Here is a 19,724-nt window from a genome sequence, read left to right as displayed (position 1 = left end):
CACAGCGAAGTCCGCACGGGACGGACGCGGAGGACTTGACGGTTTCATGATCGAGATGACACTGCGGGAGATCGCGGACGTCGTCGGCGGCACGCTGCACGATGTACCGGACCCGGAGGTTCGAGTGACCGGTTCGGTCGAATTCGATTCGCGCCGAATCGGTTCCGGTGATCTGTTCCTCGCCCTCCCTGGCGAGCGGGCCGACGGACACGAGTACGCGGCGGCCGCGGTGGCCGCGGGCGCGGTGGCGGTGCTCGCCGCGCGCCCGGTCGGTGTGCCCGCCATCGTGGTGACGCCGAGCCCGGGCCAGGTGCCCGCGACTTCCGTTGCGCTGATCCATGATTCGGACGGCTCCGGTGCCGCGGTGCTGGTCGCGCTTGCCGCCCTGGCCCGCGCCAGCGTCGAGCGGCTCACCGCGGCGGGAGCGACGGGCCCGGAGGCGGTAGCGCAGCGTGACCACGCAGGGCCCCGCGACCGCCGCCGATCGGACACCGCGGCCGGTGGCCTCACCGTCGTCGGGGTCACCGGGTCCTCCGGCAAGACCTCGACCAAGGATCTGCTGGCCGCGGTGCTCGCGCCGCTCGGCCCGGTCGTCGCGCCGCCCGGTTCGTTCAACAACGAACTCGGCCATCCGTGGACCGCGCTGCGCGCCGACGAGAAGACGCGCTTCCTGGTACTGGAGCTCTCCGCGCGCGGCCCCGGCCACATCGCCGCGCTCGCCGCGGTGGCGCCGCCGAGCATCGGCGTCGTGCTCAATGTCGGCACGGCGCATCTCGGCGAGTTCGGCAGCCGCGAGGCCATCGCGCAGACCAAGGGCGAACTCGTCGAGGCGCTGCCCGCGACCGGTCTCGCCGTGCTCAACGCCGACGACCCGCAGGTTGCCGCGATGGCCGCACGTACTAGCGCCAAGGTGGTGCGGGTCGGCCAGGCGGGCAATGCCGACATCAGGGCGAGCGACATCCGGCTGGACGCCGAGGCGCGCGCCGGGTTCACGCTGCACACCCCGGCGGGCAGCACGCCGGTTCAGCTCGCCGTGCACGGCGAGCATCAGGTGGGCAACGCGCTCGCCGCCGCCGCGGTCGCGCTGGCCTGCGGCGCCGATCTGGCCACCATCGCGCGGGCGCTCTCCGGCGCAGAGCGGGTGTCGGAGCGCCGGATGGACGTGCGCACCACCGCGGACGGCGTCACCGTCGTCAACGACTCCTACAACGCCAACCCGGATTCGGTGCGCGCCGCGCTCAAGGCGCTGGTGACGATGTCGCGCGCGGGCGAGACGCCGCGGCGCAGCTGGGCTGTACTCGGCGAAATGGCCGAGCTGGGTGCGGAATCCGTGGTCGAGCACGACGGCATCGGCAGGCTCGCGGTGCGTCTCGACGTGGACCGCCTCGTCGTCGTCGGCACCGGAAGGCCCTCCCGCGCGATGCACCAGGGAGCGGTGATGGAAGGCTCATGGGGCGAGGAGTCGGTCCTCGTGCCCGATATCGGCGCGGCCATCGCGCTGCTCGACGACGAGGTCGAGGCGGGCGATGTGGTGCTGGTCAAGGCGTCGAAGTCGGTCGGCCTCTGGGCGGTCGCCGAACACTTGACCGGCGCGGAACGTGCCGCGGGACGCGACGGCAACGCGGAGGCAGGGCAGTGAGCGAGCGGAGCGAGCGAGCCATGGGGACACCGGCTATCGGCCGTACGGCTGTGTCGATCGTCAGCGAGGTGGAGGCGTGAGCGAGCGGAGCGAGCGAGCCATGGGCACAGCGGCTATCGGCCGAACGACTGCGCCGAGCGTCAGCGAGGTGGAGGCGTGAGGCAGATTCTATTCGCGGCGGCTATCGCCCTCGCGGTGTCGATTCTGTTGACCCCGCTGCTGATCCAGTTCTTCGCCAAGCAGGGCTTCGGCCAGGAGATCCGGGTCGACGGCCCGGCCAGCCACCAGGCCAAGCGCGGCACGCCGACCATGGGTGGCGTCGCCATCCTGATCGGCATGTGGGCCGGTTACCTCGGCTCGCATCTGATCGGCATCGGCTACGACGCCGAGGGACCGACCGCGTCGGGCATGCTCGTCCTCGGATTGGCCACCGCGCTGGGCGCGGTCGGCTTCACCGACGACTTCATCAAACTGCGCAAGCAGCGCAATCTCGGCCTCACCGCTGCGGGCAAGTACATCGGACAGCTCACCTCGGCGGTGATCTTCGGTGTGCTCGCGCTCCAGTTCCGTGGCGAGAACGGCCTGACGCCCGCCAGCCGCCACCTGTCCTACGTACGCGACATCAACACGGTGTCGGCCGGTGTGATCATCTTCCTGGCGTTCGTCTGCTTCGTGGTCGTCGCCTGGTCCAACGTCGTGAACCTCACCGACGGCCTGGACGGACTGGCCGCCGGATCGATGAGCCTGGTGCTCGGCGGCTACGTGATCATCACGTTCTGGCAGTACTACCACGCGTGCGCGACCAAGCCCGAGACCGGTTGCTACAACGTGCGCGATCCGCTGGACCTGGCGCTGGTCTGCGCGGCGGGCGCCGCGGCGTGCATCGGCTTCCTGTGGTGGAACGCCGCGCCAGCCAAGATCTTCATGGGCGACACCGGATCGCTCGCGCTCGGCGGTCTGCTCGCGGGCATCTCCATCACCACCAGGACCGAGCTGCTCATGATCGTGATGGGCGCCCTGTTCGTGGCCGAGGGCGTGTCGGTGGTGTTGCAGGTTGCGGTCTTCCGCACCACCCGCAACCGATTGTTCAAGATGGCGCCGTTCCATCACCACTTCGAGCTCAGCAAATGGGCCGAGACGACTGTGATCATTCGGTTCTGGCTCTTGGCCGCCATGGCCTCGGCAGTCGGCCTCGGTCTGTTCTACAGCGAATACCTCTCCGCGGTCGGGTGAACTAGCGATGGTCGAACATTCTCCGCGGGCCCTCCGATCTCCGGGGCCCATGCTCGAATTCCTGCGTGGCCGTGACGTGCTCGTCGCGGGCTGGGGCGTCTCCGGTCGCTCGCTGGTGGAACCGCTGCGCGATATCGGCGCGCATCCGGTGGTCACCGACGCGGGCGCCAAGGCGCTCGCCGAGGCCGCCGAACTCGGCCTGGAAGTGGCCACCTGCGTGGAGCTGGAATCCGCCGACCTGAGCCGCTTCGCGCTGGTCATCACCAGCCCGGGCTGGCGGCCGGATTCGCCGGTGCTGGTCTCCGCGGTCACCGAGGGCATCCCGGTGTGGGGCGACGTCGAATTCGCCTGGTGGGTCGACCAGGCCAGGATCTACGGCCCGGTGCGCAAATGGCTGGTGGTGACCGGCACCAACGGCAAGACCACCACCACCCAGATGACCCATTCGATCCTGCGCGCCGCGGGCATCGCCAGCGTCGCCTGCGGCAATATCGGCACCCCGATCCTGGACGCGCTGCGCCGCAATCCCGGCCCGCAGGTGCTCGCCGTGGAACTGTCCTCGTTCCAGCTGCATTGGGCGCCCTCGGTCCGGCCGGAGGCGGGCGTGGTGCTGAATGTCGCCGAGGATCACCTGGATTGGCACGGCGGTCTGGATGCGTACGCGGCCGCCAAGGCGCGGGCGCTGGTCGGCCGGGTCGGCGTGGTCGGTCTGGACGACCCGGTGGCGGCCTCGCTGGCCCGTCGCTCCAAGGCCCGCCGCACCGTCGGCTTCCGCATCGGCGTGCCCGCCGACGGCGAGCTGGGCGTGGTGGACGGCAAACTGCTCGACCGGGCGTTCACCAAGGCGGCGATCCTGGCCGAGGTCGGCGACATCAGCCCGCAGGGGCCAGCCGGAATCGCCGACGCGCTCGCCGCGGCCGCGCTGACCAGGGCTATCGATGTGGCGCCGCAGTTCGTCAAGGAGGGTCTGCAGGAGCACAGGGTCGGCCCGCACCGGGCGGCCTTCGTGCGCGAGCTGGCAGGTGTCGAATTCGTCGACGACTCCAAGGCCACCAATCCGCACGCCGCGCGGTCATCGATCCTGGCGCACCCGCAGGTCATCTGGCTTGCGGGCGGCCAGCTCAAGGGCGCGGGCGTGGAAGACCTGATCGAGGAGGTCGCCGACCGGCTCGTCGCCGCGGTGCTGATCGGGTCCGACGCGCCGGTGCTCGCGGCCGCGTTGGCGCGACACGCGCCCGAGGTCCCCGTCGTCGAGGTGCGCGCGGGGGACGATGCTGTGATGGCCGACGACCCGTCCAGATCCGACAAAGCCGACGCCGTCATGGCGCAGGCCGTGCGTGTCGCCGCCGGATTCGCCCGCTCGGGAGACACCGTGCTGCTGGCGCCCGCGGCCGCCTCCCTCGACATGTTCGCCGACTACACCCACCGCGGACGCAGTTTCGCCACCGCGGTGCACACGCTGGAAGACGGTGACATCGGGCGGCAGCTATGACGGAGACGACGCGGCGGCTGCGCGGCGCCAAGACCGAGCCGAAGGGTTCGCGCGGCGCGCAGGCGCCGGCGGCCCGGTTCGTGGCCTGGCTGGCGCGCCCGCTCGCGTCGTTCCATCTGATCGTCACCATCGCGACGCTGCTCACCGTGCTCGGGCTGGTGATGGTGCTCTCCGCGTCCAGCGTCGAGGCATACGCCGAGCGCGGTTCGGCCTACTCGTTGTTCGTCCAGCAGGCCATGTTCGCCGCGCTCGGCTGCGTGCTGTTCTATCTCGCGCTGCGCATTCCGATTCGCAGGCTGCGGCAGTGGTCGTTCCCGGTGTTCGCGCTGTCGGTGCTCGCGCTGGTGCTGGTGCTCATTCCCGGCATCGGCAGCGAGGTGCAGGGCTCGCGGCGCTGGTTCGACCTCGGGCCGGTGTCGGTGCAGCCCTCCGAGATCGTCAAGGTGACGTTCGTGGTGTGGGGCGCGCACCTGCTGGCCTCGCGCCGGTCGGAGAAGGCGACGCTGAAAGACATTCTGGTGCCGCTGGTTCCAGCGGGCATGCTGGTGTGTCTGCTCGTGGTGCTCGAGCCCAACCTGTCCACCACCATCGCGCTCGGCATCGTGCTGGCCGCGCTGCTGTGGTTCGGCGGGCTGCCGGTGCGGCTGTTCGTCACCATCGCGGTGTCCGGTGTGGTCGCCGCGGGGGTGCTCGCGCTCTCCGCCGGCTACCGCTCGGATCGCATGCGCGCCTTCTTCAATCCCGGCGAGGACCCGCAGGGCATCGGCTACCAGGCGCGCCAGGCGCAGTACTCGCTGGCCGACGGCGGCATCTGGGGCCGCGGGCTCGGACAGAGCAGGGCCAAGTGGAGCTATCTGCCGAACTCGCACAACGACTTCATCTTCGCCATCATCGGGGAGGAACTCGGTTTCCTCGGTTGCGCGCTGGTGCTCGGGCTTTTCGCGCTGTTCGTCTACACCGGCCTGCGCATCGCGAGCCGTTCGGTGGACCCGTTCCTGCGGTTGCTGACCGCGACGGCGACCACCTGGATCACCGCGCAGGCGCTGATCAACGTCGGATACGTGGTCGGCCTGCTCCCGGTGACCGGTCTGCAGCTGCCGCTGGTCTCGGCGGGCGGTTCCTCGCTGGCCATCACGTTGTTCATGTTCGGCGTCATCGCCAACGCCGCGAGGCACGAGCCGGAGGCGGTGTCGGCGCTGCAGGCCGGGCAGGACGGGCGGTTCAGCCGCCTGCTGCGACTGCCCAAACCCGAGATCTACTCGCCCGCCAAGGCGGAGGCCGCCAGGGCGCGCAGCGCCGCCAAGGCCGCGGCGCAGCGGGCCCGCACCGAACGATCCAGGCAATCCGACCGGTCGCGCCAGGCGTTGCCGCGGCGCGGGCAATCCGGCGCACCGGCTCGGCGCCGCTCGCCGGAGAGCAGGGGCACCAGTTCACTGCGTGCCACCAGGGCCTGGGAGCCGAACTATCCGATGCCACATGCAAGAGAACGGGGAAGATCCAGGTGAGTGCACCGCGGCGCGAGCAACAGGCCCGGAGCAGCAGCGTGACCACGGAGGGACCGGGGAGTGCCGCGAATCCAGTACAGCGGCCCGCGAAGGGATCCGGACTTTCGGTGATCGTCGCGGGCGGTGGCACGGCGGGACATGTCGAACCGGCCCTGGCCGTCGCCGACGCGCTGCGGCGCCTCGACGATTCGATCCGGGTCACGGCGCTCGGCACCGAACGCGGCCTGGAGACCAGGCTGGTGCCCGAGCGCGGCTACCCCCTCGAACTGATCCCACCGGTTCCGTTGCCGCGCAAGCCGACCGCGGATCTGCTGCGGCTGCCAGGCCGGGTGCGCGCCGCGGTGGCCAGGACGCGAGCCGTCGTCGACGCGGTGCAGGCCGATGTGATCATCGGCTTCGGCGGCTACGTCGCGCTGCCCGCCTACTTGGCCGCCGGCCGCGGAGTGCTGCGGCGCAGGCGCGCGGTGCCGGTCGTGGTGCACGAGGCCAACGCCAAGGCGGGCATCGCGAACAAAGTGGGCGCCCGCCGCGCCGCGCGCGTGCTCGCTGCGGTGCCCGATTCCGGGCTGCCGCACGCCGAGGTCGTCGGCATTCCGGTGCGCGCCGCGATCACCACGCTGGACCGCGCCGCGTTGCGCGCCGAAGCTCGCGCGCACTTCGGGCTGCCCGCCGAGGGGCCGGTGCTGCTGGTGTTCGGCGGCTCGCAGGGCGCGCGCAGCCTGAACGAGGCGGTATCGGCAGCCGCGCCGCAGCTGGCGGCGGCCGGCATCTCGGTGCTGCACGCGCACGGCCCGAAGAACACCTTGGAGGTCGCCGAGGGCGACGGCGCGGCCCGCTATGTGGCGGTGCCGTATCTGTCCAGGATGGATCTGGCCTACGCCGCCGCCGACGCGGTGGTGTGCCGATCGGGCGCGATGACGGTCGCCGAGGTGTCCGCCGTCGGCCTGCCCGCCTTCTACGTGCCGCTGCCGCACGGCAATGGCGAACAGGAATTCAACGCCCGCCCCGTGGTCGCGCAGGGCGGTGGCAGAATTGTCCCCGACGCCGAACTGTCCCCGAAGTACGTGATCGACGAGGTGATACCGCTGCTCATGGACTCCGCACGGTTGACCGAGATGGGCCGCGCCGCGGCAGGCGCCGGGCACCGCGACGCCGCCGACCACGTGGCGCGGATCGTGGTGGAATTGGGGCGGGGCCGATGACCGACGAGCGTTCGGCGCTCCCGCCCGAACTGGAGCGGGTGCACATGGTCGGCATCGGCGGGGCCGGGATGTCCGGTATCGCCCGCATCCTGCTCTCCCGCGGCGGCGCGGTGTCGGGTTCGGATGCCAAGGAGAGCCGCGGCGTGCTCGCGCTGCGTGCTCGCGGCGCGCAGGTCCGCATCGGCCACGACGCGGGCGCGCTCGATCTGCTGCCCGGCGGCCCGACCGCGGTGGTGACCACCTACGCGGCTATTCCGAAGACCAATCCCGAACTGGTGGAAGCGAATCGTCGCGACATCCCGGTGCTGCTCCGCCCCGCCGTGCTGGCCTCGCTGATGCGCGGGCACCGCACACTGCTCGTCTCGGGCACCCACGGCAAGACCTCGACGACCTCGATGCTGATCGTCTCGCTGCAGCACTGCGGCCTCGATCCGTCCTTCGCGGTCGGCGGTGAGCTGAACGAGGCGGGCACCAACGCCCACCACGGCACCGGCGACACCTTCGTGGCCGAGGCCGACGAGAGCGACGGTTCGCTGCTGCAGTACGACCCCGACGTCGCGGTGGTCACCAACATCGAGTCCGATCACCTCGACTTCTTCGGCTCCGACGCCGCCTACGTGCAGGTGTTCGACGACTTCGCCGACCGGCTCGCCGCGGGCGGGCTGCTGGTGGTGTGCCTGGACGATCCGGGCTCGCGGGCGCTGGCCGAGCGGGTCGGTCCCCGCTTGGCGGACAAGGGCGTCCGGGTACTCGGCTACGGCTCAGGCGAACTCGCCGACGCGCCGGTCCCCGTCGGCGTGCGGCTGCACAGCTGGGAGCCACGCGACGTGGGCGGGCTCGCCCAGTTCCAGCTGGCGGACGAAACCGCGCCGCGCACCCTGCGGCTCTCGGTGCCGGGGCGGCACATGGCGCTCAACGCGCTGGCCGCGCTGCTCGCCGCGCGCGCCGCGGGCGCCGACGTGGACGAGATCGTCCAGGGGCTGGAAGGTTTCGGTGGTGTGCACCGGCGTTTCCAGTTCGTCGGCAGGGAGAACGGCGTCCGTGTCTTCGACGACTACGCGCACCATCCCACCGAGGTCCGCGCGGTGCTCGGCGCGGCGGCCGAACTGGTCCAGCAGGAGGCGCGCGACGGCGCGCGCTCGCGTCAGGGCCGGGTGATCGTGGTCTTCCAGCCGCACCTGTACAGCCGCACCGCGACCTTCGCCGAGGACTTCGGCGTGGCGCTGAGCCTGGCCGACGAGGTCGTCGTGCTCGACGTGTACGGCGCGCGCGAGAAGCCGCTGCCCGGCGTGAACGGTGCGCTGGTGGCCCAGTCCGTCACCAAACCCGTGCACTACCAACCGGATATGTCGCGGGTCGGCCGCCAGGTGGCCGGGCTCGCGCGGCCCGGCGACGTGGTGATCACCATGGGGGCGGGCGACGTCACCATGCTCGGCAGCCAGATTCTCGACGGGCTACGGGCGCGTCCCCAGTACGGGCGGTGAGCCGCGATGCGGCCGGGGGGTGAGCGGCGCGGGCGCGAGCGGCGGGCCCCGGGCTGGCTCGATCGGTTCGATCTGCTGCGGCGGCCCGGCGGTCCGGCCCGGCTGCGCCGGGTGCGGCTGTGGGGATTGCTCGGCGGGTGTGCGCTCACTGTCGCGCTGCTCGTTTTCTGGTTCACGCCTGTGCTTTCGGTGCGCACCGTCGATATCGACGGCCTGTCCGCGGTGCAGGAAGATCAGGTGCGCGCGCGCCTCGAAATACCCTCGGACCGCTCGATGCTGCGCATCGATACCGACGCCATGGCGCGGCGGGTGGCGAGTATTCCGAAAGTGCACTCCGCGCGGGTGCAGCGGGTGTATCCGTCCACCGTCCGGGTGACCGTCGTCGAGCGGACGCCGGTGCTGTACTTCGAGAGCGAGGAAGGCGCGCATCTGGTGGATGCCGAAAGCGTCGAATTCGCCATCGAAGCCGCGCCCATCGGGGTGCCGATGTTGGTCACCGAAAGGCCCGGCGGCGCTGATCCGGTCACCCGCGCCGCGGTCGCGGTGCTGACCGTATTGCCGCCCGCCCTGAATATCCAGGTGAGCGAGGTTGTCGCACGGTCGATTTCGGATATCTCGCTCGAACTGCACGACGGGCGCACGGTACTCTGGGGCAGTGCGAACGATGCCGAACGCAAGGCGGCGGTGGTGTTGCCGCTGTTGACCCGGGAGGGAACGGTGTTCGACGTTTCGAGTCCGAATCTGGTCACGGTAAAGTGATCGACACCCATTGTGCCCAGCGAATTTTCGGGGGCGCTCTGCCAGAAGGCGCAGGGCCGCCGCCGGGATGGGGCTCGGGGGGCAACCGTCCAACCATACGGTGTGTGGAGTGGCGAACGAGAGGGATCACACAAGATTCTGTCACTCGTGTCGGCGCGCCTGCGCCCGTATCGCGGCGGCTGCGAATAGCGTTCCGCACCAGTCGGATACTTGACATAACGCTAACCCTGTGGTTGAGGTTTAGGGTTTGCCCGGCCGCGGATCGTGGAGTGAAACGGTCCCGGGCAAAACAGCCGAGGGTGCGCCATAGCGCAATGTCCTGAATCCGAAAATGACAGGCTTTAGATCGAAGGAAGGCGAGAGCCCATGACGCCCCCGCACAACTACCTTGCGGTGATCAAGGTCGTCGGTATCGGCGGCGGCGGCGTGAATGCCGTCAACCGGATGATCGAACAGGGACTCAAGGGAGTCGAGTTCATCGCGGTCAACACCGACGCGCAGGCGCTGCTGATGAGCGACGCCGACGTCAAGCTCGACGTCGGCCGCGAGCTCACGCGCGGTCTGGGCGCGGGCGCCGACCCCGAGGTCGGCCGGAAGGCCGCCGAGGACCACAAGGACGAGATCGAAGAGGTGCTCAAGGGCGCCGACATGGTCTTCGTGACCGCGGGTGAGGGCGGCGGCACCGGCACCGGCGGCGCTCCGGTCGTGGCGAGCATCGCGCGTAAGCTCGGCGCGCTGACCATCGGCGTGGTCACCCGGCCGTTCTCGTTCGAGGGCAAGCGCCGCGGCAACCAGGCCGAGGTGGGCATCAATCTGCTGCGCGAGTCCTGCGACACCCTCATCGTCATCCCGAACGACCGGCTGCTGCAGCTCGGCGACGCCGCGGTCAGCCTGATGGACGCCTTCCGCTCCGCCGACGAGGTACTGCTCAACGGTGTTCAGGGCATCACCGACCTGATCACCACCCCCGGCCTGATCAACGTCGACTTCGCCGACGTCAAGAGCGTCATGTCCGGCGCGGGCAGCGCGCTCATGGGCATCGGCTCGGCGCGCGGCGAGGGCCGGTCGGTGAAGGCGGCCGAGGCGGCGATCAACTCGCCGCTGCTCGAGGCGTCGATGGATGGCGCGCACGGCGTGCTGCTTTCCATCGCGGGCGGGTCCGACCTCGGTCTGTTCGAGATCAACGAGGCCGCCTCGCTGGTGCAGGAAGCCGCGCACATCGAGGCCAACATCATCTTCGGTACCGTCATCGACGATTCGCTCGGCGACGAAGTGCGCGTGACCGTCATCGCGGCCGGGTTCGACGGCGGCGGCCCTGCCCGGCGCACCTTCGACCCCGCGACCACGCGCGGCGCGATCGGCTCGGGACGCGCGGGCGAGATCGGCCAGACCAGCAGGACGAGCGAGATCACCGGGTCGGCCGCGCGCGGCACCGAGTCCACCACGAGCGGCTCCGCCGCCGGGGCGACCCGCGGCGCCGTGCCGAGCTACCGGGAGAGCGAGCGCGCCCGGCTCGCCGAGCCGACGGTCTCGCACAACAGCCGGTCTCACATCCAGCCGCCGGACGGTGGCGACGACGATGACGACGTCGACGTGCCGTCCTTCATGCGTCGCTGACCCGGTCCGTCCGATCGTCCCGGAATTGCTCCGGGACGAGGGCACTTGTCGTCGCCCGAGGTGAGGTTCGCCGCACGGCGTGCCGTGCCACGAGGACTCTCGGACGCGAATCAGCCGACCGTCCAGGATGATTCGCCGATGGCACGGCTCGCCGTTCGGTCTCCGAGCCGCGGCGGCGGCCTTCGAAGCTCCGGTTCGCCTACTAGGCTCGAGTGCATGACTGCTGCCCACACTCTCACCGTCCGACGGGTCACGACGACCAGGGCGGGCGGCTTCTCCGCGCCGCCCTACGACTCGTTCAACCTCGGCGACCATGTGGGCGACGATCCGGTGGCGGTGCGCCGCAACCGCGACCGCCTCGCCGAGGGCATCGGCCTGACACCGGACCGGCTGGTGTGGATGGAGCAGATCCACGGGCGCGCCGTCGAAATCGTCGACGGGCCGCGTCCCGAGCCGGTGCCCGCCACCGACGCCCTCGTCACCACCGTGCCGAATCTCGCGCTGGTCGTGCTCAGCGCGGACTGCGTCCCGATCCTGCTCTCCGACGACGAGGCGGGCGTCATCGCCGCCGTGCACGCGGGCCGGATCGGCGCGCGCATCGGCATCGTCCCGCGCGTGCTTGACGCGATGGTGTCCGTCGGCGCCAGGCTGGACCGCGTCGGCGCGTTCCTCGGTCCGGCCGCCTCGGGCAGGCAGTACGAGGTTCCCGCCGCCATGCGCGCCGATGTCGAGAAGCACCTGCCCGGCAGCGCGACCACCACCGTCCGTGGCACCCCGGCGCTCGACCTGCGCGCCGGAATCCGCAGGCAGCTCACCGAGGCGGGCGTCGCGGCGATCGCGGAGGACCCGCGCTGCACCATCGAGGACAAGACGCTGTTCAGCCATCGCCGCGGCGCACCGACCGGACGCATGGCGGGAGTGATCTGGATCGAGGGCCCGAAATGACAAGGTCCGGTTCGGAGACATGGCTCGGCGCGGGTAGCGGGCGATGACCGACTCGGAAACCGTTGTGGCACAAGCCGACGCGCGCACCGCGGAGCTGGCGGGCAAGCTGGACGTGCTGCTCGGGCGGATCGACGCCGCCTGCCGGGCGGCGGGCCGGGAGCCGGGCTCGGTGCGGCTGCTGCCGGTGACGAAGTACTTTCCGGCCGCGGATGTGGCGATCCTGTACGGCCTCGGTCGCCGCGAGTTCGGCGAGTCGCGTGAGCAGGAGGCCACCGCGAAGGTCGCGGAACTGGACGAACGTCGAGACATTCGGTGGCACATGATCGGCCGCTTGCAGCGCAACAAGGCCAGGGTGGTCGCGCGCTGGGCGCACACCGTGCATTCGGTGGACAGCGAACGGCTGGCAACGGCTCTTGACAAGGGAGCGCTTGCCGCGCTGGACGCAGGTGAGCGCACCGAACCGCTGCGCGTGCTGCTCCAGGTGAGCCTGGACGAGGACCCGGAACGGGGCGGTGTCGGCCAGAATGATCTCGATCGGCTCGCGGACCAGGTCGCCTCCGCCGGAGGATTGCAGCTCGGGGGCTTGATGGCGATTCCGCCACTCGACGCCGACCCTGATAGCGCATTCGCGCGGCTTGCGACATTGCACACGCTGCTACTCGCCAGACACCCCGGCGCAACCGAACTTTCTGCAGGAATGTCGGGTGATCTGGAATCAGCGATCGAACACGGTTCGACTGTTGTGCGTGTCGGTACCGCCTTGATGGGCACTCGACCGATAACCTCGGGCTAGCAAAAGAAACCTCATCAGTCACATTTGACACATAAGATTGGGACAGAAGAGGGCTGAGCAAGACTTCAACACCCGGCCGCCACCGGGGCCGAAGGAAGGTCGACCAGAATGAGCGAGCGCAGCGAGCGAGGACTCGACGTAGCCACCATCGTGGTCATGACGGTGCCGCGCGGTAGCGGGGTGCAATCATGAGCACGCTGCACAAGTTCAAGGCTTACTTCGGCATGGTTCCGCTCGAGGATTACGAAGACGACTACGTCGACGATCGCGCACCGCGCGCGAACGAGCGCGGTGGCGCGCGTGGGCGTTCCTACCCCGACCGGCCCGGCTACGGCGCCGATCGGTATGCCGAAGATCGTTACGGCGCAGACCGTTTCGACGAGGACGCCGACTACCCCGAGCCCGCCTACAAGTCGCCGTACCAGGCGGGCTACCCGGCGGCGCGTCGTGACGAGTACGCCGACGAGCCCTACGGCGACGATCGCTACGAGTCGTCGCGGCGACCTACTCGTATCGAGGCGGCCCCGTCGACGGGCCGGTTCCGTGCGGGCGGTGGCGCAGGCATGTTGCGGGGAGCCACCAGGGGTGCGCTCGCCGTCGATCCCGACGCCGAGGAGCGGCGGCTGGAGGAGCGCGTGCGCCCCGAGCCCGCGGCCGTTCGCCGGCCAGGGATCTTCGAGGACGGAGGTCCCTTGTCCAAGATCACGACGCTGCGTCCGCGCGATTACAGCGAGGCCCGCATCATCGGCGAGCGTTTCCGTGAGGGCAACCCGGTGATCATGGACCTGGTCGATCTGAGCAATGCCGATGCCAAGCGGCTGGTCGACTTCGCGGCCGGACTAGCCTTCGCGTTGCGCGGTTCGTTCGACAAGGTAGCGACCAAAGTGTTCCTGCTCTCACCGGCGGACGTCGACGTATCGGCCGAGGAACGACGCAGGATCGCCGAAACCGGCTTCTACAACCAGAAATAGCGGTGTGATCCGGGGGGGTCGGCGTTCTTGTCGCGCGCGGGGCGGTGTGGTCATTTTGCGCAACGCCGTTTTTCGGGCAGAGTGAAGTCGTGGCCTTGTTCGCGGTGCTGTACTTCGTACTGTTCATCTTCTGGCTGTTGCTGATCAGCCGGGTGATCGTCGAGTTCGTTCGTAGCTTCGCTCGTGACTGGCGACCGACCGGTGTCGTTGTCGTCATCCTGGAGGTGATCTTCACGATCACCGACCCTCCGGTGAAACTACTGAGACGGTTGATACCACCGGTGTCCCTGGGGGGAATTCGCCTGGACCTGTCGATTATGGTCCTGCTATTCATCGTCTTCATCCTGATGTCGATCGTGAGCAGGCTCGGCCAACCGGTAGCTCCGGTGTGACAGAATGGGCCAAGATACCTTGCTAGATCTGCTAGATCTCCAAAAGACGCGTGAAGGGATCCTTCCATGCCGCTGACCCCAGCTGATGTGCACAACGTCGCGTTCAGCAAACCGCCGATCGGGAAGCGCGGCTACAACGAGGACGAGGTAGATGCCTTCCTGGATCTCGTGGAACAGGAGCTCTCGCGTCTGATCGAGGAGAACGCCGACCTGCGCCAGCGGGTCGGCGAACTCGATGCGGAACTGGCCGACGCCAAGAAGAACCGGCAGGCGGCCCCGGCGACCGTCAAGGCCCCGGTACAGCAGGCCCCGCCGCCGGAACCGATCAAACCCCCGGTGCCCGCACCTCCGCCCGCGCCGATGCCCGTGGCTGCGCCAGTGCCCAAGGACGCCCCTGGCGCCGACGCGAATCTGCAGGCCGCGAAGGTGCTCAGCCTCGCCCAGGAGATGGCGGACCGGCTGACCAGCGACGCGAAGACCGAGGCGGAGAACCTGCTCTCCAACGCGCGGGCGAACTCCGAGCGACTGGTCGGCGATGCCAGGACCCGTTCCGAGGCGATGATCGCGGATGCTCGCCAGAAGTCCGATGCGATGCTGTCGGACGCACAGACCCGCTCGGACAACCAGCTGCGCCAGGCCAAGGAGAAGGCCGACGCACTGCAGGCCGACGCCGAGCGCAAGCACACCGAGATCATGGCGACCATCACCCAGCAGCGCAGCGTGCTGGAGAGCCGGATCGAGCAGCTCAAGACCTTCGAGCGCGAATACCGCGTGCGGCTGAAGTCGTACCTGGAGTCGCAGCTCGAGGAGCTCGAGAACCGCGGCTCCGCTGTCCCGGTGGACGGTGGCGAGGCCTTCGCCGACGCGAACACCGCGAACAACCTCGCGCCTGCGTCGTTCGCCAAGGGCGGCAAGTAATTCCGCCCTGCGCGGCCCCCGGGCCGCGGCTGGTCGCCGAAGTCGTTGTTCGAGTAGCCAGAGGTACAGTCGAATCGCCTGGCATGCCTGACGGACCGAGCCGGACGAAGTCGATCGACAGTCCGCGCGTGGCCGGACCGAAGGCAGAGGGACGCCGAGGGGGTCATCATGCTCGTCCTGACGCTCGTTCTCGCGGCGATCGGCTTTGCCCTGCTCGTCACCGCGCTGACCACCGGGTCGGTGCTGTGGGCGTGGGGGTGCATCGTCGTGTGCGTCATCGGCGCGGTGCTGTTGCTGGTGAGCGCCCTTTCCATGCGCAGGCCGGGCAACGACGCACCGCCCCCGCCAGGGCGGCACGCCAAACGCTGAGGCCGGGCGCGAGAATATCGTTTGCCCTGGCTGGTTAGAATCGAGACAGAACGGCGTCGATCCGGCCATCACCGGGGAGCCTTCGGAAGAACGGCGTCGCCCCGCCTCCCGCGTGAGGAGCGCGCGGCGCGCTCAGTAGAACCGAACGGGTGAGCCCGTCACAGCTCGCAACGAGCGGTCCGGCGGCCCCTGGCGGGGCTGGCCAGGACAAACGGGGTGGTACCGCGGTTTCGGCGCACCGGGCGCCGAGGTCGTCCCCGTGCCAACACTGATACGCGCCTGCGGCGCGGTGGCACGAGGAGACGCATCCGCGATGGCGGACGACAGCAAGAGCGCATATCCCCGCGTGGATCTGGGCGCAGGCTCCGGGGCGAGCTTCCCCGAGCTGGAAGAACGCGTGCTCGACGCATGGGCGGCCGACGACACCTTCCGCGCGAGCATCGAGAACCGTTCCGGTGCAGCGGAGTTCGTCTTCTACGACGGTCCGCCCTTTGCCAATGGTCTCCCGCATTATGGACATTTGCTCACGGGCTATGTGAAGGATTTGGTCCCACGTTTCCAGACGATGCGCGGCAACCGCGTCGATCGGCGTTTCGGATGGGACTGTCACGGACTGCCCGCGGAAATCGAAGCGGAAAAGCAGCTCGGTATCACGGACAAATCACAGATCGACGCGATGGGGTTGGCGGAATTCAATGCCGCGTGCAAATCCTCGGTGCTGCGCTACACCGGGGAATGGCGCGACTACGTGACCCGCCAGGCCCGCTGGGTCGACTTCGACAACGACTACAAGACCCTCGATCTCGACTTCATGGAGTCGGTGATGTGGGCGTTCAAGTCGCTCTACGACAAGGGGCTGATCTACCAGGGCTTCCGTGTGCTGCCCTACAGCTGGTACGAGCAGACACCGCTGTCGAACCAGGAGACCCGCCTGGACGACGCCTACAAGATGCGTCAGGACCCGGCCGTCACCGTCGACATGGCGCTGCGCGTGCCCGCCGATCACCCGCTGCACGAACTCGACGGCGCCAACGCCCTCGTCTGGACCACCACGCCCTGGACGCTGCCGTCCAACCTGGCGGTCGCCGTGCACCCGAACGTGCGCTACGTGCATGTGCGCGGCGCCGACGGCAAGCGCTATCTGCTTGCTGCCGAACGGGTCTCGCACTACGCGCGCGAGTTCGGCGAGGAGCAGGATGTCCTCGGCGAGTTCGACGGCGCGGCGCTGGCAGGCCTGTCGTACGCGCCGCCGTTCGACTTCTTCGTCGGCCACCCGAACGCGCACCGTGTGCTCACCGCCGACTACGTGACCACCGATTCCGGCACCGGCATCGTGCACCTGGCTCCCGCCTTCGGTGAGGAGGACATGGAGGTCGCCTCGGCCAACGGCATCGAGATCGTGCAGCCGCTGGATCCGGGCGGCAAGTTCACCTCGATGGTGCCGCCGTACGAGGGCCTGATGGTCTTCGACGCCAACCCGGTGATCATCAAGGACCTCAAGGCCGCGGGAAAGCTGTTGCGGCACGAGACGATCGAGCACTCCTACCCGCACAGCTGGCGCTCCGGGCAGCCGCTGATCTACATGGCGGTGCCGTCCTGGTTCGTCGCGGTGACCAAGTTCCGCGACCGCATGGTGGAGCTGAACAAGCAGATCACCTGGGTGCCCGAGCACATCCGCGACGGCCAGTTCGGCAAGTGGCTGGAGGGCGCGCGCGACTGGAACATCAGCCGCAACCGCTACTGGGGCAGCCCGATCCCGGTGTGGGTGTCCGACGATCCGGCCTACCCGCGCGTCGACGTGTACGGCTCGCTGGACGAGCTGGAGCGCGACTTCGGCGTGCGCCCGACCGATCTGCACCGTCCGATGATCGACGAGCTGACCAGGCCGAACCCGGACGATCCGACCGGCAGGTCGACCATGCGCCGGGTGCCGGAGGTGTTGGACTGCTGGTTCGAGTCCGGCTCGATGCCGTACGCGCAGGTGCACTACCCGTTCGAGAACAAGGACTGGTTCGACGGACACTTCCCGGGCGACTTCATCGTCGAGTACAACGGGCAGACCCGCGGCTGGTTCTACACCCTGCACGTCCTCTCGACCGCGCTGTTCGACAGCCCGGCCTTCAAAACCGTTGCCGCGCACGGCATCGTGCTCGGTGACGACGGGCTGAAGATGAGCAAGTCGAAGGGCAACTACCCGGACGTGAACGAGGTGTTCCACCGGGACGGCTCCGACGCGATGCGCTGGTTTCTGATGAGCTCGCCGATCCTGCGCGGCGGCAATCTCATCGTCACCGAGCGCGGTATCAGGGAGGGCGTCAGCCACGCGCTGCGTCCGCTGTGGAACGCGTGGACCTTCCTGCAGCTGTACGCCTCGAAGCCCGGTGAGTGGCGCACCGATTCGCCGAACGTGCTCGACCGCTACATCCTGGCGAAGCTGGCGCAAACCCGCGACTCGATGACCGACGCGCTGGAGGTCTACGACATCGCCGGCGCGTGCGAGGAGTTGCGTTCCTTCGCCGACGCGTTGACGAATTGGTATGTGCGCCGGTCGCGTTCGCGCTTCTGGTCGGAGGATCGGGACGCGGTGGACACCCTGCACACCGTGCTCGAGGTGGTCGCCAGGCTGGCGGCGCCGCTGCTGCCGCTGATCGCCGAGGTGATCTGGCGTGGGCTCACCGGCGACCGCTCGGTGCACCTGGCCGACTGGCCGAAGGAGGGTGAGCTGCCGGAGGATCCGGAGCTGGTCGCCGCCATGGACGAGGTGCGCACGGTCTGCTCGACGGTGCTGAGCCTGCGCAAGGCCCAGAACCTGCGAGTGCGGCTGCCGCTGGCCGAGGTGACCATCGCGGCGGGCGACGCCGAGCGGCTGCGCCCGTACGCCGACATCATCGCCGACGAGGTCAATGTCAAGAAGGTCGATCTGACCACCGACGTCGCCGTGCACGGACGCTTCGAGCTGGCCGTGAACGCCCGTGCGGCGGGCCCGCGCCTCGGCAAGGACGTGCAGACGGTGATCAAGGCGGTCAAGGCGGGGGAATGGGCCGAGGACGCCGACGGTGTCGTCAGCGCCGCCGGCATCACGTTGCTCCCCGAGGAGTACACCCAGCGGCTGGTCGCCGCCGAGCCCGAGTCCACCGCGGCGCTGCCCGGTAACGCGGGCCTGGTGGTGCTGAACTCGATGGTCACCGAGGAACTGGAGGCCGAGGGCTGGGCCCGCGACCTGATCCGCGACCTCCAGGAGACCCGCAAGTCGCTGGGCCTCGATGTCTCCGACCGCATCACCGTGATCCTCGACGTTCCCGCCGAGCGGCTGACATGGGCGCAGACCCACCGCGACCTGATCGCGGGCGAAATCCTCGCCACCGCTCTCGAATTCGGTCCCGCGAGCGCCGACTCCGCCGAACTCGTGGGCGGCGTCAAAGCCACGGTGACGAAGGCCTGACGAAGTCGTCGGGGTGGGCGTCAGCGCTCACCCCGACGGCCCCTCCTCCTGTTTCATCAGATATCGGCCGCGGCTGGCGGGTATACCGCTGCGCGATATCGCCGCCATCCCGTGATCTCGGCGATTTTCGGCCGTTATATTCATATTCACTTTCCAGTGTTGGTGATATAGATCACACGCTGAGAATTTGCTGGAACCCTGTCCGATTTCCGGCACGGCGAGGCACAATCGGGCCTGTTGCTGTTGGTGCACGGAGAGAGCAGTGGTGCCGCAGTAATGTTCCGTGAGGCATGTTCTACCTGATGCGCGCTGGTCGGCCTGTTGTGTGGCCGGGTATGCGCGGTGGTCTGCGGCTCCACCCCCGATGACGAGGCCGGCGCCGCACATTAGCAGGGCCGCTCGCTGCGGCCTGTTTGCCGGACCGAACAGGAGGGGTGCATTCATGACCAGTAAACCGTTGCGCCGGATATTGATCGGGTTCGTAGTCGGTACCTTCGCCACTTTGCTGCTCGCCGGGCCCGCCTGGTCCGACACCCGCAGCTTCACAGGGAGCGGCTCGACGGGCAGCGCCACCGGCTCGGTGGCGCTTGGCGTGCCGAGCCCGCGCGGTCTCGCCGCGCTCGCCATCGCCATGACCCAGACCGGCAAGCCCTACGAATGGGGCGGCACCGGCCCGAACAGCTGGGACTGCTCCGGGCTCGTCCAGTGGGCGTTCCGGATGGTCGGCGTGAACATGCCGAGGACGACCTGGCAGCAGGCGACCGCGGGCGCTCCGGTGCCGGTCAGCGCGATGGCGCCGGGCGACGTCGTCGTGCTGAACAACGACGGCTCGCACGTCGGCATCTACGCCGGATCCGGGAAGGTCTTCAACGCCTACGGACGCGGGGTGCCAGTCGGTTTCACGCCGCTCCGGCAGTTCGCGATCTACGCCGTCCGGCGGTTCTGACGGCGGGAAAAATGTTG

At 69.1% G+C, this 19,724-nt stretch carries 16 protein-coding genes; all 16 read left to right on the top strand.

Annotated features, from left to right (window positions below):
* Positions 1-46 precede the first annotated feature (46 nt).
* The 16 genes from murF (at position 47) to AB0H50_RS18145 (ending at position 19,707) form a co-directional block, all read left to right on the top strand.
* Positions 47-1,639, top strand: coding sequence for a UDP-N-acetylmuramoyl-tripeptide--D-alanyl-D-alanine ligase (gene murF, locus AB0H50_RS18220; protein WP_357453620.1), 1,593 nt, complete (start codon positions 47-49; stop codon positions 1,637-1,639).
* Between the two features lie 156 nt (positions 1,640-1,795).
* Complete coding sequence (gene mraY / locus AB0H50_RS18215) at positions 1,796-2,872, top strand: phospho-N-acetylmuramoyl-pentapeptide-transferase (protein ID WP_357453617.1); 1,077 nt, start codon at positions 1,796-1,798, stop codon at positions 2,870-2,872.
* Positions 2,873-2,921: 49 nt separating this feature from the next.
* Positions 2,922-4,364 (top strand): UDP-N-acetylmuramoyl-L-alanine--D-glutamate ligase, encoded by a 1,443-nt coding sequence (gene murD / locus AB0H50_RS18210; RefSeq protein WP_357453614.1) that lies wholly within the window; start codon positions 2,922-2,924, stop codon positions 4,362-4,364.
* On the top strand, positions 4,361-5,869 hold the full coding sequence (gene ftsW / locus AB0H50_RS18205; protein WP_357453612.1) for a putative lipid II flippase FtsW: 1,509 nt from the start codon (positions 4,361-4,363) through the stop codon (positions 5,867-5,869). The genes murD and ftsW overlap by 4 nt, the downstream gene beginning before the upstream one ends.
* Positions 5,870-5,976: 107 nt before the next feature.
* Positions 5,977-7,071, top strand: a complete 1,095-nt coding sequence (gene murG, locus AB0H50_RS18200; protein ID WP_357455259.1) for an undecaprenyldiphospho-muramoylpentapeptide beta-N-acetylglucosaminyltransferase — start codon at positions 5,977-5,979, stop codon at positions 7,069-7,071.
* Entirely contained in the window at positions 7,068-8,555 is a 1,488-nt protein-coding gene (gene murC / locus AB0H50_RS18195; protein WP_357453609.1) for a UDP-N-acetylmuramate--L-alanine ligase, read from the top strand. Before murG ends, murC begins: the two co-directional genes overlap by 4 nt.
* A 6-nt stretch (positions 8,556-8,561) precedes the next feature.
* A complete protein-coding gene (locus AB0H50_RS18190; protein ID WP_357453606.1) occupies positions 8,562-9,314 on the top strand; it encodes an FtsQ-type POTRA domain-containing protein in 753 nt (250 codons plus the stop codon).
* Between the two features lie 366 nt (positions 9,315-9,680).
* The gene (gene ftsZ, locus AB0H50_RS18185) at positions 9,681-10,931 is read left to right on the top strand and encodes a cell division protein FtsZ (protein ID WP_357453603.1); all 1,251 of its coding nucleotides are present in this window, start codon (positions 9,681-9,683) and stop codon (positions 10,929-10,931) included.
* A gap of 216 nt (positions 10,932-11,147) precedes the next feature.
* The gene (gene pgeF / locus AB0H50_RS18180) at positions 11,148-11,876 is read left to right on the top strand and encodes a peptidoglycan editing factor PgeF (RefSeq protein ID WP_357453600.1); all 729 of its coding nucleotides are present in this window, start codon (positions 11,148-11,150) and stop codon (positions 11,874-11,876) included.
* Between the two features lie 43 nt (positions 11,877-11,919).
* Entirely contained in the window at positions 11,920-12,669 is a 750-nt protein-coding gene (locus tag AB0H50_RS18175) for a YggS family pyridoxal phosphate-dependent enzyme (RefSeq protein ID WP_357453597.1), read from the top strand.
* Positions 12,670-12,857: 188 nt separating this feature from the next.
* Positions 12,858-13,640: a cell division protein SepF gene (locus AB0H50_RS18170; protein ID WP_357453594.1), complete on the top strand. Its 783-nt coding sequence runs from the start codon at positions 12,858-12,860 to the stop codon at positions 13,638-13,640.
* A gap of 89 nt (positions 13,641-13,729) precedes the next feature.
* Positions 13,730-14,032 carry a YggT family protein gene (locus AB0H50_RS18165; protein ID WP_067785731.1) on the top strand — a complete coding sequence of 101 codons (303 nt, stop codon included), beginning with the start codon at positions 13,730-13,732 and terminating at the stop codon, positions 14,030-14,032.
* Between the two features lie 66 nt (positions 14,033-14,098).
* Positions 14,099-14,950: a DivIVA domain-containing protein gene (locus tag AB0H50_RS18160; protein ID WP_357453591.1), complete on the top strand. Its 852-nt coding sequence runs from the start codon at positions 14,099-14,101 to the stop codon at positions 14,948-14,950.
* A gap of 168 nt (positions 14,951-15,118) precedes the next feature.
* Positions 15,119-15,319: a hypothetical protein gene (locus tag AB0H50_RS18155; protein WP_357453588.1), complete on the top strand. Its 201-nt coding sequence runs from the start codon at positions 15,119-15,121 to the stop codon at positions 15,317-15,319.
* Between the two features lie 313 nt (positions 15,320-15,632).
* Complete coding sequence (gene ileS, locus AB0H50_RS18150) at positions 15,633-18,761, top strand: isoleucine--tRNA ligase (protein ID WP_357453585.1); 3,129 nt, start codon at positions 15,633-15,635, stop codon at positions 18,759-18,761.
* Between the two features lie 442 nt (positions 18,762-19,203).
* Complete coding sequence (locus AB0H50_RS18145) at positions 19,204-19,707, top strand: NlpC/P60 family protein (protein WP_357453582.1); 504 nt, start codon at positions 19,204-19,206, stop codon at positions 19,705-19,707.
* The last annotated feature ends 17 nt before the right edge of the window (positions 19,708-19,724 follow it).

Source organism: Nocardia sp. NPDC050793 (assembly GCF_040654065.1).
Lineage (GTDB): Bacteria > Actinomycetota > Actinomycetes > Mycobacteriales > Mycobacteriaceae > Nocardia.
Note: the sequence above shows the minus strand (reverse complement) of the source record. Positions and strands in the feature narration are given on the sequence as shown.